At 42.1% G+C, this 14,176-nt stretch carries 9 protein-coding genes and 1 pseudogene; 5 read left to right on the top strand and 5 right to left on the bottom strand.

What is annotated here, in order from left to right; all coding sequences use genetic code 11:
- The first annotated feature begins 406 nt into the window (after nucleotides 1-406).
- Nucleotides 407-1,305 (top strand): annotated as a pseudogene (gene ypfJ / locus ACT3QQ_RS06015) (KPN_02809 family neutral zinc metallopeptidase).
- A gap of 167 nt (nucleotides 1,306-1,472) precedes the next feature.
- Here the strand turns inward: ypfJ and ACT3QQ_RS06010 are convergent.
- From ACT3QQ_RS06010 to trxA, 3 genes are all read right to left on the bottom strand, one after another.
- Nucleotides 1,473-1,706, bottom strand: a complete 234-nt coding sequence (locus ACT3QQ_RS06010) for a hypothetical protein (RefSeq protein ID WP_444527292.1) — start codon at nucleotides 1,704-1,706, stop codon at nucleotides 1,473-1,475.
- A 318-nt stretch (nucleotides 1,707-2,024) separates the two neighbouring features.
- Nucleotides 2,025-3,293: a transcription termination factor Rho gene (rho, locus tag ACT3QQ_RS06005; protein WP_444521574.1), complete on the bottom strand. Its 1,269-nt coding sequence runs from the start codon at nucleotides 3,291-3,293 to the stop codon at nucleotides 2,025-2,027.
- Between the two features lie 525 nt (nucleotides 3,294-3,818).
- Complete coding sequence (gene trxA / locus ACT3QQ_RS06000; RefSeq protein ID WP_025651527.1) at nucleotides 3,819-4,145, bottom strand: thioredoxin; 327 nt, start codon at nucleotides 4,143-4,145, stop codon at nucleotides 3,819-3,821.
- A 440-nt stretch (nucleotides 4,146-4,585) separates the two neighbouring features.
- Between trxA and ACT3QQ_RS05995 the strand changes: the two genes are divergently transcribed.
- Nucleotides 4,586-5,299 (top strand): RluA family pseudouridine synthase, encoded by a 714-nt coding sequence (locus tag ACT3QQ_RS05995; RefSeq protein WP_444527291.1) that lies wholly within the window; start codon nucleotides 4,586-4,588, stop codon nucleotides 5,297-5,299.
- Between the two features lie 95 nt (nucleotides 5,300-5,394).
- A complete protein-coding gene (locus tag ACT3QQ_RS05990; RefSeq protein WP_444527290.1) occupies nucleotides 5,395-7,014 on the top strand; it encodes a flavin-containing monooxygenase in 1,620 nt (539 codons plus the stop codon).
- A gap of 8 nt (nucleotides 7,015-7,022) precedes the next feature.
- Here ACT3QQ_RS05990 and ACT3QQ_RS05985 read toward each other — a convergent pair whose 3' ends face one another.
- Nucleotides 7,023-7,970, bottom strand: a complete 948-nt coding sequence (locus ACT3QQ_RS05985; RefSeq protein ID WP_444527289.1) for a D-2-hydroxyacid dehydrogenase — start codon at nucleotides 7,968-7,970, stop codon at nucleotides 7,023-7,025.
- Between the two features lie 405 nt (nucleotides 7,971-8,375).
- Between ACT3QQ_RS05985 and rapA the strand changes: the two genes are divergently transcribed.
- Nucleotides 8,376-11,264 carry an RNA polymerase-associated protein RapA gene (rapA, locus tag ACT3QQ_RS05980; RefSeq protein ID WP_444527288.1) on the top strand — a complete coding sequence of 963 codons (2,889 nt, stop codon included), beginning with the start codon at nucleotides 8,376-8,378 and terminating at the stop codon, nucleotides 11,262-11,264.
- 76 nt (nucleotides 11,265-11,340) lie between these two features.
- Here rapA and ACT3QQ_RS05975 read toward each other — a convergent pair whose 3' ends face one another.
- Nucleotides 11,341-12,720 carry a hypothetical protein gene (locus tag ACT3QQ_RS05975; protein WP_444527287.1) on the bottom strand — a complete coding sequence of 460 codons (1,380 nt, stop codon included), beginning with the start codon at nucleotides 12,718-12,720 and terminating at the stop codon, nucleotides 11,341-11,343.
- Nucleotides 12,721-13,241: 521 nt separating this feature from the next.
- Between ACT3QQ_RS05975 and ACT3QQ_RS05970 the strand changes: the two genes are divergently transcribed.
- A complete protein-coding gene (locus ACT3QQ_RS05970) occupies nucleotides 13,242-14,144 on the top strand; it encodes an acyl-CoA thioesterase (protein ID WP_444527286.1) in 903 nt (300 codons plus the stop codon).
- Nucleotides 14,145-14,176: the final 32 nt, after the last annotated feature.

The raw sequence follows: 14,176 nt of genomic DNA, 5'->3' as shown, positions 1-14,176 counted from the left end.
CAGCTTCCACGCATTCTATAGGTTTTCTAAGTAAATAGAAATAGTCTGTACAATTAAGTAACAATAAAACTTACAATGATATTTTACTCTAGCTGTTCAATATTATTTTTAATACAAGAAGCCAGACTAATCAACGTATAATCAATGACATCCGAGAGGTTAAGAGGTTTTTTTGGTCCTTATTTTTCATCATAATTTGTCGCTGTTGGCTTTGCTTTTTGGGTAAAAAGAAGTCGAATAAACCGAATATCATACTGAATGATACTAATCACAATTGAGTTAGTAATTTTACATATTTTTAAGATAATAGACGATCTCATTGCGTGATTTAGTTGGCTAAATAATATATAACGAAGTTAATGATTAATAAAAATAGTGAATCAATCTATATTTGAGGAATGGAATTATGAAATGGCGAGGTAGACGAGGTAGCTCGAATGTGCGCTCTAGCACAGGTGGTGGCAAGATGATCGGCGGGGGTATCGGTGGTATTATTATTGCTGGCATTTTATGGTTGGTATTTGGGGTAAACCCAATGACTGCCTTACAGACAGGTCAAGCAGTAACAGGTGGTAATAGTGAGTCATCTACTGAAGTTGCAACTAGCACAGACCGAGACACACAATTTGTAAAAGTTGTATTGGCAGATACAGAAGAAGTCTGGCGTCAGGTCTTTAACGAAGCTGGTAGCACTTATCAAGAGCCATCATTGATTTTGTTTAATGGTCAGGTCAGCTCGGCATGTGGTAGTGCGAGCTCTGCAACCGGTCCGTTTTACTGTCCAGGAGATCAGACTATTTATCTGGACACGTCGTTTTTCGTCGAAATGCGTCAAAACCTTGGTATTGCAGGGGATCAGCAAGGGTCTGGTAGTCAAGATAATCAAGGTAAGGCTGGCGATTTTGCGCAGGCTTATGTAATAGCACATGAGGTAGGTCATCATGTACAGACGTTACTAGGTATTAGTCAGCAGGTAAATGAAGCCCGTCAACAAGTGACTAACAAGTGACTCAAGCACAGTCCAATAAGCTATCGGTATTGCAAGAGTTACAAGCGGATTGTTTTGCGGGTGTATGGGCGCAACGCAACCAAGAGCGCGTACAGTTTTTGGAAGCTGGTGATATTGATGAAGCAGTGAATGCTGCTGGTCAGATCGGTGATGACCGTTTAGCAAAGGCAAGTGGTGGTGCAGTAGTACCTGATAACTTTACCCATGGCACCAGTCAGCAACGTGTCGAATGGTTCACTCGTGGTCTAGAGAGCGGCAATGTACAATCTTGTGATACTTTTAGCGGTGCACTCTAATAAGCGTGTATTTCAATCATAATATTTTTTGTTGAACATTTAGTGTTCATAAACTAATAATTAAGGCATAAAAAAGCCTGCAACGAATTGCAGGCTTTTAATTTCATAGCTAACCAGTGATTCAAGTAACCTCAACCATCACATGATAATTATCTAACTAACGCAAATTATCTTGTTTGATCGAGAATGTAAGCACCAGCGCCACCGACTGCAGCACCACCAAGTGCGCCACGAGCAATGTCTTTGCTATCGCCACCACTTTTGATAAGAGCACCAGCAGCAGCACCAGCAGCAGCACCTTTAGTAGTATTACTCAAACCACTGTTATATCCGTTACAGCCACCCATAATAAGAGCCGAGCTAGTAATTGCAGTCATTACGATTGTTTTAGCAAATTTCATATTATCACCTATTAAGTCATCAAGTTTAAAATCAATACCTTCAAAATACTATGTCCATGATATTTTCAAGTATATTCCTACTGTCTATCATAATAGTCGGTTACCGATAATATAGACGTAGTAAAAAAGCTAAACTTTGCAAACGAGATGTAAGCGATGTTGCCGTACTGTATCATCGGCAATGTCTGTGAACGATGGTGAAGGGTGAGTTCTAACCGGTATAAACATGAATATTAGACACTGTCATTAAAAAAGACCACCTGTAGGTAGTCTTTATATTGAATCAGAGCCGAATGTATCTAGTAAACCAATCAAACATTAGTTTTGCGATTTACGCTTCATCTGTTCAAAGAATTCGTCATTGGTTTTCGCTTCTTTTAGGCGGTCCAACAGGAATTCAGTGGCTTGCACGCCATCCATTGGTTGAAGTAATTTGCGTAAAATCCATATCTTGCGCAGCTTGTCTTCGCCCAATAGACGCTCTTCGCGGCGTGTGCCAGACTTTTTGATATTAATCGCAGGAAAAACACGTTTTTCAGCCAGGTCACGCTCAAGCGTAATTTCTTGGTTACCAGTTCCTTTAAACTCTTCAAAAATAACGCTATCCATTTTACTACCAGTATCAATAAGGGCACTGGCAATAATAGACAAGCTACCACCTTCTTCAACGTTACGAGCAGCACCGAAGAAGCGTTTTGGGCGCTCTAGGGCATTGGCATCCAGACCACCTGTTAACACTTTGCCAGATGAAGGTATAACCGTATTATAAGCACGCGCTAGACGAGTAATTGAATCAAGTAAAATCACTACGTCTTGCTTATGTTCAACCAAACGTTTCGCTTTTTCGATGACCATTTCAGCAACTTGTACATGACGCTGTGGCGGCTCATCAAAGGTAGAGGCAACGACTTCACCGCGTACCGTACGTACCATCTCGGTCACTTCTTCTGGACGCTCATCAATCAACAGTACGATCAAATAACATTCGGGATTATTACGAGTAATTGATTGAGCGATGGTCTGTAGCAACATCGTTTTACCCGCTTTTGGCGGTGCGACGATGATAGAGCGCTGACCTTTACCAATCGGAGCGATGAGATCGATGATACGTCCAGTCAAATCTTCAGTAGTTCCATTGCCAAGCTCAAGTTTCAAGTGCTCAGTTGGGAATAGGGGCGTCAGATTCTCAAAAATAAGCTTATGACGTGAGCGATCTGGTGTATCAAAGTTAATTTCACCAACTTTTAATAACGCAAAATAACGCTCAGAGTCTTTCGGTGGACGAATCGTACCAGCGATACTATCACCAGTCTTTAAACTGAAACGGCGAATTTGACTAGGGCTAACATAGATATCATCGGGACCGGCTAAATACGAGCCCTCTGATGAGCGCAAAAATCCAAAACCATCAGGAAGAACCTCAAGTACGCCGTCACCATAAATGGCTTCACCGTTACGCGCATGGGTTTTTAGGATAGCAAAGATAATGTCCTGTTTACGGCTACGCGCCATATTATCAAGACCCATTTCTTTAGCAATAGCCAATAGCTCAGAGATTGATTTTTTCTTTAATTCAGTAAGATTCATAGATAGGTCATTAGCAATTGATCAGATGAGAGATGCCATTAGCAGCACAAGTCACGACAGTGATTAGAATAACGATAATATGATGATATAGGTATGTGCACAGCGCTGTAGTTTATGTAGTTTTGGCTTTGTATGTCTGCTTATGTACGCATTGCCGTTATGGGATGCAAGGTAATAAGAAATAAGGATAAAAAAGGCTACATAGGAGTCTGCGTCAAAAACTCAATATCAGTAATTGCGTTTAGTCATTTTGTTCAGCAATGGTGTTTATAATGACGATTGTGTTTTTGTTGATAAACACGAGGAGAATAGCGACAAGATACTTAGGAAAACAGTTAGTTTTCTCTTGTCAGAAGACTATACGGTCTTCACAATAGCGTTGTCAATAAATTTTGTTAAAAAAGGCGAATTATCGAGTTTTTTGCACAAAAAACAAGCAAAAAAGCCACTATCTTAGTCAGATAATGGCCTTCTCGGTTATTCTGTTTTGTCCGCTTATGACAGTCCAAAGCGGGCAAATTTAACTTATAAATGCTTGTCTAGTACTTTAGCCAATTCAGCTTTTGGCTGTAGACCCATGACTGAATCAACTTTTTCGCCGTCTTTAAATACAAATAGCGTTGGAATGTTGCGAATACCGAAACGGCTAGCTGCTTGTGGGTTGCTATCCACGTCTACTTTAACGATTTTGACTTTACCTTGGTACTCAGTCGCTAGATCTTCTAAAATAGGAGCGATGGCTTTACAAGGACCACACCACGGCGCCCAGAAATCTACTAGTACAGGTACGTCTGATTGTAGGACGTCTTGATCAAAATCTGTATCGGTAGTATGTACAATAAGGTCTGACATAATTTTATCTCTCTTGTTTTATTACTTCTATCACCACTCATCAACGTGTATATTGGTTTAATAATAAATCAGTTGGTGGTCAAAGAATTGTTTAGAAGCGGTGAAAATGTGCCATTATATTAACATGTTTGCCCTAACTTGTTAGATACAGGCTGGTTAAATTGTTTAACAACTAGTATTAGCACAATAAATCGAAACGTTGCAAAACAAGAGAGTTCAGTCTGCTATTTAGTACGGTTATCCTTGTCAAAGTACGTATTTCAGTAGGATAAAAGTTGTATTTTATGTATAACAGATAGCAATATTGATAAGTTTAAAACTTAGCCAGATTTTGCTGTCGTTTATAAAGTGGCTATCGTTCCCAACATGGCTATCACGTTCAAAAGAGTAACCATCAAAAATTCTTATCTCAAAACCAATTTACAGAAGTAGTTAAATTTATGCCTTTTACTGATGAAGAAGTCAACGCCCTCAATATCCAAGAAAGCGCTTATCCGCTTGCGTTTTTTAAAAATTTTGCGCAAGAGATTACGGTTTATGAAGACGATGATATTTGGGTTGTTGATAAACCTGCAGGACTATTGAGTGTGGACGGCAAAACGCTCAAAGTCAGTCTGCTTGCTCGTCTTGAGCGTGCCAATCCAGCTGTCAAATTGATTCATCGTTTAGATATGGATACCTCGGGACTACTGATTTTTGCCAAAAACGCAGCAGCGCAAACCAATATCAGCAAGCAATTTATCGAACGTCTACCACAAAAAAAATACCAAGCACGCGTCTTTGGCGAGTGGGAAAAGGTCGGTGCAACTGGCGAGATATCAGTGCCAGTACGCTATGAGCCAAGTACCAAACCGCGCCATATCGTCGATCATGACTGGTCAAAACACGCGCTCACGCTATATGAGGTCGTGGCTCATGAAACTTGCAATGGTGAACCAGTCACACGAGTGATGTTAAAGCCGGTTACAGGTCGCAGCCATCAGCTGCGTGTACACATGGTCCATGTCGACCATGTGATGATTGGCGATCCAATTTATGCTGAAGGTACCGCGTTAGAGATAGCCCCAAGGTTGAACTTGCATGCGCAGCAGTTGCGTTTAAAGCATCCAGTTCTAGGTGCTTGGATGGACTGGGAAAGTCCCTGCCCGTTTTAAGTTGTTAGGTTTTGCCGCTTGTTGTTAATAGATGCGATAAATGGCTCTAAAGCCAGCATATAAAATGCCAGTCATGCAAATACAAGGATGAAAGTATGCTTGATATTACTATTACCAAACAGGTCATTAAAAACCGTCTTAAAGGTAGAAAATCAACAACGGATAAGGTAGCTGACTACGAGGTATTGATTATTGGTGCGGGTATCGCAGGCGTTGGTATGGCTTGCCGTTTACAGCAACAGCAGTATAAAGGCCTGTTCGGTCATAAAGCCCCAAAAAAGCAGACAAAACTGAATAAGAAAAACAAACGTTCACAGCGTTTTGCTATCTTCGAAAAGCGTGCTGATTTAGGCGGTACATGGGACTTATTTACTTATCCGGGGATTCGCTCTGATTCTGATGCCTTAACCTTTGGTTATAACTTTAGGCCGTGGCTTGATTATAGAATGTTAGCAGCAGGTAGTGATATCAAACGCTATATTGCCGACACGGCACGCGAATTTGGGGTGACCGAATATATCCATTATCAGCACGAAGTTCAGCAGATCTCATGGTCTAGTGACAATCAACAGTGGTCAGTAACTACTAAGAACCACGCTAGTGGTGAGATTTTCGTTACGACTGCCAAGTTTATCGTAGGTGCTACTGGTTATTATGATTATGAGCAAGGTTATCGCCCTCATTTTGATGGGGAGGAGGATTTCCGCGGTCAAATCGTTCATCCGCAGCACTGGAACGATCTAGACTACGATGATAAAAAAGTCGTCGTCATTGGTAGCGGTGCCACAGCGATGACGTTGCTACCTGCGCTAGTAGATAAGGATGGCGAGCAGTGTGCGCATCATGTCACGATGCTACAGCGTACGCCGACCTATGTGGCAAGTGTGCCGGGTGATGACTATGCGATTGACTGGCTATCAGGCAAGTTTTCACCATTATCAAAAGAGCAAGCTTATACGGTACTACGTGCGCGCAATGTGTTGAGACAGCAAGGTCTATATAAAGTTGCGACTCACGCGCCCAAGGTGATGAAAGCAGTCTTGAAAAGTGGGGTGAAGAAAGAGCTAAAGGGTAGCGGTGTTGATAGCAATCATTTTATGCCTGATTATAACCCGTGGGACCAACGAGTATGTGCGGTACCTGACGGTGATTTATTCAAAGCCCTACAGGATAAACGTGCAACAGTGGTAACCGATCAAGTCAGTCACTTTACTGAAACAGGAATTATGCTGCAATCTGGCCAACATCTCGACGCTGATATTATCGTTACCGCAACTGGTTTAAAGCTGCAGATGTTGGGCGGGGCAGCGGTATATATCGACGGTCAATCTGTCGATATCGGTATGCGTATGACCTATAAAGCGGCCATGGTTGAGGGTGTGCCCAATATGGCAGTATTGTTTGGCTACACCAATGCCTCATGGACGCTAAAAATCGATTTGGCCTGTCAATATGTGGTGCGACTGCTGGATTATATGCATAAGCGGCGCTACCAAGTGGTAACACCCTATGCAAAAACTGAACAGGCGCAAGCATATGTTCAGGCAGATACTGTGATGGGTTCGCTATCGTCTGGGTATGTCAGACGTGGCAAAGATAAGCTACCTAAGCAGGGCGATCGCTATCCTTGGTACGTGACCAATAACTATCTAAGCGACCGAATCATGCTTAAGTATCGCAAAATAAAAGACGACTGGTTACGGTTTAATCGTTAGTATTTTGATTATTGATGGTGGTTATCGATAAAGTCAGTGACTTGTGTGCTTAATATTTGCCATAACTTTTCTTGGGCACTTTTGCTGCCCCATGCGTTGTGCGGACTAAAGATAACACGTGGATGGTCGCTGAGACTGAGCAACGGGTCATTATCAGCAATCGGTTCTTGTTCAAACACATCGCTAGCATAACCGATGATTTGCTCATTATTAATCGCGTCAGTCAATGCTTGGCTATCGACAATACCACCACGTGCGACGTTAACGATGAGCGGTTTTTTGGCCATTTTTGCCAAGGTATCTGTATTGATAAGATGCTTGGTTTGTTCAGTTAATGGACAATGTAGGCTAATCACGTCAGATTGTGCGAGCACGTCTTCAAACGCGGTATAGTCGTCGCTACGCGGTTCGCGTCCTTGATGCTCCGCCCATAATACGGTCATACCAAAGGCACGAGCAATCTCGGTCACGCGCTTTCCGATGGTGCCAATACCGATGATGCCGAGCGTCTTATCTTCCAAATCTATCAATGGAATATCAAGCAGACAAAAATCACCCTTTGCTTGCCACGTGCCATCAGCGACTTTTTGATGATAATGAATACCAGCGCGCATCGCGGTCAGCATCAACATAAAGGTATGCTCGGGGACGCTTTTTACGGCATAGCCTGCAACGTTAAAAAGTGTCACGCCATGCTTATCGCAAGCCTCTTGATCGACGTTATTCATACCCGTCGCGGTGAGTTGGATAAGCTTAAGCTTCGGTAATTGCTCTATCACTTCAGCACTAATCTGCACTTTGTTAGTGATAATAATGTCAGCATCTTTACAACGCTCAACGATGACATCTGTATCTTTTGGCGTATCGTTGTAAGTGATGTAGTCGCTCACACTTGCGGGTGCAGGCAAGTCAATACCTTCAGAAAATGTACCTTTATCTAAAAAAACGGCTTGCATGGCGAGTCCTTATTTGTTGTTGTCTTATAGATAGTCGGTTTAATGTAGCACGTTGTCATTATTAATTAAAAATAAAATGACTAGAGTGGCCTTCTGACAACCTTACAATGCAGCACCTCAATAACTCGCAAAATATATTATCTTAAATATGGCCCTGATACAGTGTTGGTCATAGGCTTTTTAAATAGAAAAGTAACATCAGATGGCTCTTGAAAATGTAACTTAATGCACTCATCTACACGCTAACGTTATATAATGGTGCAACTTGGATGCTGGCTTTATTGAGGTTGCGATGCTGCGTTGGTAGGTTTGTTACGACTTGCACTTTGTCACCCTCTCGCTGTCACCAGTTACGACTGTTATCTATCTAATTTCTTACTACCTGAGTACAAAAGACATCGCCTTATGACTATCTCTATTGCTTCATTGCACAGTACTGAATTCGCCGTTGGTCAACGTTATTTATCTGATACGGAATCTGAGCTTGGCTTAGGTGTGGTTATCGATGTTGACGACCGATGTGTGCATATTTTATTTCCGCAAAGTGAAGAGACACGCGTCTATGCAAAAAACTCTGCGCCATTGTCGCGCGTGGTGTTTAAGGTCGGCGATAGTATCTATGATCAAGATGGCAAAAGCTATACAGTCAATGCTGTCGATGAAGTCATGGGTGTACTCAAATATGGCGTCGATGAGCATGAGCGCGGTATTATGGAAACCCGCCTTGCTGCTAATATCACATTGGCCAAGCCGCTTGAACGCTTGCTTGCTGGACGTATTGAGCGCGGTGACTGGTATGAGCTGCGTCAAGACATCTTACGCATGCAGTCAGCGCTGGCAGGTCATCCACTAAAAGGCTTGATGGGTGCACGTGTCGATATCATCGAGCATCAGCTTTATATCGCGCATGAAGTTGGCAAACGTATCGCGCCACGTGTACTGCTGGCTGATGAGGTTGGCCTTGGTAAAACCATCGAGGCGGGCATGATTATTCATCAGCAATTGCTAACGGGTAAAGCCGAGCGTGTATTGATTTTAGTGCCAGGTAGTCTGCAGTATCAGTGGATGATTGAGCTGCGTCGCCGCTTTAACCTAAACTTTGCCTTGTTTGATTTGGTACGTACTGCGGCTATTAAAGAACACGATCCTGAGCAAAACGTCTTTGCTACTGAACAATGTATTATTGGTGGTATGGACCTGTTGCTCGACCACCCAGATTTATATGACCAAGCGATGGATGCAGGCTTTGATTTATTGGTTGTCGATGAAGCGCATCATCTGCATTGGGATGAAGCGCAAGGCGGCAATGATAAGTACGACTTGATTGCAGATTTTGCTGAAGAAACACCAGGCGTGATGCTATTGACAGCAACGCCAGAGCAGCTTGGTGCACAAAGTCACTTTGCCCGTCTGCGTTTGCTTGATCCAGATCGCTTTGATGATTTGGATGAATTTATCGATGGTCAAGAGGCTTTTGCAGAGACAGCAGCAGTTGCTGGCGTTTTGATAGAAGAAAAGCCATTAAATGAAGGTCAAATCGCTGCTTTGAGTAGCTTACTAGACATTAGTATTGATGAGCTGTCTTCAATCAATGAAGATGAAAAGCTGCGGACACATGCGCTAAATGAATTATTAGATCGTCATGGTACCGGCCGTATTTTGTTCCGTAATACTCGTGAGAGTGTCAAAGGCTTTTATGGTCGTAGTAGCCAACCATATCCATTGCCACTGCCTGAGGCATGGAAAGACAGCTATCAAACCAATGGCAAGTTGCGTGAGCAGCTATGGGGCGAAGAAAACCAACCAGACGGTGGCTGGCTAGAAGATGACCCACGCGTTTCTTGGTTGATTGATATCTTACGCGGTGAGCTCAAGCATCAAAAAGTGCTACTAATTGCTCGTAGTGGCGCGACGGTAGAGAGTCTAGAAGCAGTACTACGTCTGCACGCAGGTATCAAAACAGCTATTTTTACTGAACAAATGACACTACTTGAGCGTGATCAGGCGGCTGCCTTCTTTGCAGATAGTGAAGGCGCACAGATATTACTATGCTCAGAGATTGGTTCGGAAGGTCGTAACTTCCAGTTTGCAAGCCAGTTAATACTATGGGATTTGCCTGCTAATCCAGATACCTTAGAGCAGCGTATCGGTCGTCTAGATCGTATCGGTCAGACTCAGCAAATCATGCTGCACGTGCCTTATGTGCAAGGTACCGCGCAAGAGCGTCTGTATCAGTGGTACAACGATGCGCTGAACATGTTCAATCAGATATCGCCAACCGCTCAAAGCGTCCAAGAGCAATATATCCAAGAGCTCAAACCAGTGCTTGAGGGTGCCGATACCGCTGAAAATAATGTAACGCTACAAAAGATCATCTCAGAAGCGTCACAGACCCGAATGGGACTTGAGGCACAGCTACAGGCTGGTCGCGATCGCCTGCTAGAGTATAACTCATGCCGTCCGCGTGTCGCAGGTCGTATCGCTGATGCCATGCGTGATTTTGATGGTAATAACTTGCTACCGCATTTTATTGAGCGTTTCTTTGCGTCTGCTAACATTGATCATAGTATTCAACGTGATGGCTCGTGGGTCATCGCACCTATCGATAGTACAGAGATTAGCGATTATATTGATGGCTTACCACTTGGCGATGAAGATGGTATGACGTTGACCTTTGAGCGCGAGCAAGCACTGCAGCGTGAAGAGATCGACTTTGTCACACATGAGCATCCATTAATGCGCGCTATCTACGAGCTAGCGAGTACCAGCACCTTTGGTAATACCACGGTTGCCATGCTTAAAAGTGCTGCTGTTCCTCAAGGTATGGTACTGCTAGAAGTGAATTTCCGTGTTGAAGCGATTGCGCCAAAAATGCTTAATCTGCCAGCGACTTTGTCTACGCAAAATATCCGTGTCTTTATCAGTGAGCAGGGCAGTGATTTATCGGCTCGTATCAGTGCTGAAATGATTATGCCACATGTTGAACGCTTGGATAAAAATCGTGCTCGCCAAGTCATTAAAGTGCGCGGCGATGTGATTGAGCAGCGTTATTACGAAGCCGAAGACATTGCTCGTCAGCAGATAGCTGAGATTGGTGAGCAAGCAAGTAGCCGCTTTAGCCAGCAGTGGTCACGCGAAATCAAGCGTCTAAAACATCTACAGACGATCAATCCGAACGTACGTCCTGAAGAGATTGAACGTTTAGATCAGCTCAAAGCTCAAGGCGAACAAGCGCTTGGTAACTTATCGCTAGTGCCGGACTCTATTCGCGTACTCGTAGCAGTTAAGCCATAAACCCATTTTAATAAAAACAAAGAAGCATACTACTTTAAAGTAGTATGCTTCTTTCATAATAAACGTATTAGTGCTGCTAAATTCTACTGCTGAGCGCACTAGCAGCTAACTCATAACTACCAGAATCTTTCCCGATCTTTTGTGGGTTATAGTTAGCCATTCTAATTACCATACCGTAAATTTTTGAAATAGGATCAAGGTTCTCTTGTAGAAAACTAATAGGGTTTGTGACCCTCCATTTTAGAGACTGAGATTGAGGTTCAAAATATATCAATTCTTTGATAGCTACTACGAGAGGAATAATTAATCCATCAGCATAGCTATATTTACAGTCTTCATTTAGGAACTTAGTCGTAGGCTGTCTTTTTAAATACTTACTACCACCGTCCTTCGATTTTTCGGTATCATAAATCTTAACAACTTCCATTTTACCGAAACTACCGTCCTTGTTGTAAGCTTTAGGGTATTCAGCGTAAATATAGTCGTAAATTCGAAGGATCTCAGGTATCAAACCAAGTGCACTCTTAATGGCTGGGTCTTCTAACTCAAACTCATTTCCGCCAATCTTACTACCGTTCCTGTCTAATATCTCTTTAAAAGTATCTACGCAGTAAGCTTTGCTATTATATATTTTTACCAAGTTAGCGGGTAGATTAACCCCAGTTATCTCTTGTGGTACAATACTTAATGGAATGAGAGCTAAAGCTAAAACATCTGCAACTCTAATTGTACCTTCGCCGTTTGTTTTCCACTGGATAGAGTCCCGAATTTCTGTAGGCAAAACACTTTTCAGATATTCATAATAGCCTTGTTGATTGTCTTTTGTAGCATTAACTAATTCTGCATTGTTATTACGAGCATGCGTAATATTACTGTGTGTAATGCCCCATTCATTAAGAGAGTGTTCATCTCTTGGATCTTTAGGGTATATAACTTCAATAGGTATTAAAAAATCTAATGAGTTTCGAAGGATTTTATCTTCATTATTCGAGGTAGCTTGAATAATTTCATCTTGATTTTCGCGCCATATTGAAATGATATCATCCCATTTCTTTAATTTCGAAACATCATAATTTAAAGTAAGTAGAAAATGTTTTAAAATAGCAAACATATTATGACCACCATCTAGAATACCAGACTTCGAGTAGTCCGTATTTCTAGTGTCGATACGAATACGGCCTCTATCTAAAAGAGTAGCTTCTGAACACGAAAGTAGTAAACCTTTAGACATTAGATGAAATATGCCTGGAGAGTCTTCTATAGACGCAGCAATATCTTTAGTTACCTTACTTTCCTTAGGTTTTCTAGGATTAGAGTCTATGTTTAGTATGCTTGTTACTTTTGGAAGGTCGATAGCTTTCAAATAGCCACGAACAGAACCGACATAATCAGATTTACTTGTATCTGTTTCGCTAAAGCTACTAAGTTTGATGATTGCGGTGTTTGAGTTCGACATTGTATATCTCCTAAATGGAATATTAGGAGAGGAGAGGTTATTAACCATAATAACTCAAGTTTATATCCAATCCTCATCCGAGAATTTTTAATTTAAACGCTATCCAGCGTTGCCAGTTTCTTCACGAAACTTACGACTTCTTATCCAGAAGTAGTAATATTACACTATAAACCTAATATAAAGTCAACTAAAGTTTTTAAAGTTATTGTTTGTTGGTATTTAAACCTTAGCTCTTTAATTGAGTATTTATTATATATTTAATATGACTTGTATTCTCAATACTCAACTAGTCAAAGCCATCAATATTGGGTAAGATGTTTACCTTTTCTATTGAAAATAAATGTGTAGCATTAGCGAACATAGCTACAGCTGTATTTTTGTTCTAAAGTCTTCTTGCTTATTTTAGCAAATGATCCCGTATTATTTTAAATTCAAGCGCAGCGGCTATATAGCATCGATATTGTCAGGTGTTGATTTTTAGATGCTGAGCGTTTTTGATAAAAATAAGGAAACATGTCGTCATGTCCCATAATCTACAACTGATCGATGAGCTGCTAGCTACTATCGCACTTATTGAAGTTACCCCTGATGTGTTTGAGGGTAAAAGCCATGACTATGTGGGCAGTCGTATATTTGGTGGGCAAGTACTCGCCCAAGCGATTATGGCAGCAGCGCATACATTAGATAAAGACAAACCTTGCCACTCGCTGCATGGGTATTTTTTGCGTGGTGGTGATATCAATCAACCCGTGATATACCAAGTACGTCGATTGCGTGATGGTCGCAGCTTATCTGCACGTGAAGTCACCGCTATTCAGTACAAAGAAGTACGTGGTAAGCCGCCTGTTGAGCAAGTGATATTTTCAATGATTGCTTCGTTCTCACCGATGGAAGAAGGGCTTGAGTATCAAGAAGACATGCCTGCCTATCCACCGCCAGAAGACTTATTAACAGAACAAGAGTTAAAAGAAGAGAATGTTGGAAAAGTGCCAGAAGCACTGAAAGCGAGATTTATGCGCCGCCGTCATGTCGAGATTAAGCCAGTTAAGCCGCGTAATCCGATTAGCCCAGAACCTATGAAACCTAAACAGGCAAACTGGCTACGTATTCGTGAGTTGGGCAGTCAGCCAGCGGCTGTTCAGCAGGCACTATTAGCGTTCTCGTCTGATTTTTATTTGGTTGGTACAGGGCTGATGTCACACGGTGTTAGTTTTATGACTAGTGGGTTACAAGCTGCCAGTATTGATCATTCAATGCATTTCCATCGTGATTTTGATTTGAATAAATGGATGCTTTATGACATGTGGAGCGACACTACGTCTAATGCGAAAGGGTTGAACCATGGCCAGTTTTGGCAAGATGGCAAACTGGTCGCTACCGTGCAACAAGAAGGACTCATGCGTCTACGTGTGCCAAAGTCTTAGGGTACTGTAGATTCCGCTATCTTTATATTATT

The sequence above is a fragment of the Psychrobacter sp. AOP7-A1-24 genome (assembly GCF_052376235.1).
Taxonomy (GTDB): domain Bacteria; phylum Pseudomonadota; class Gammaproteobacteria; order Pseudomonadales; family Moraxellaceae; genus Psychrobacter.
This window is presented reverse-complemented; position numbering and strand designations above follow the sequence as displayed.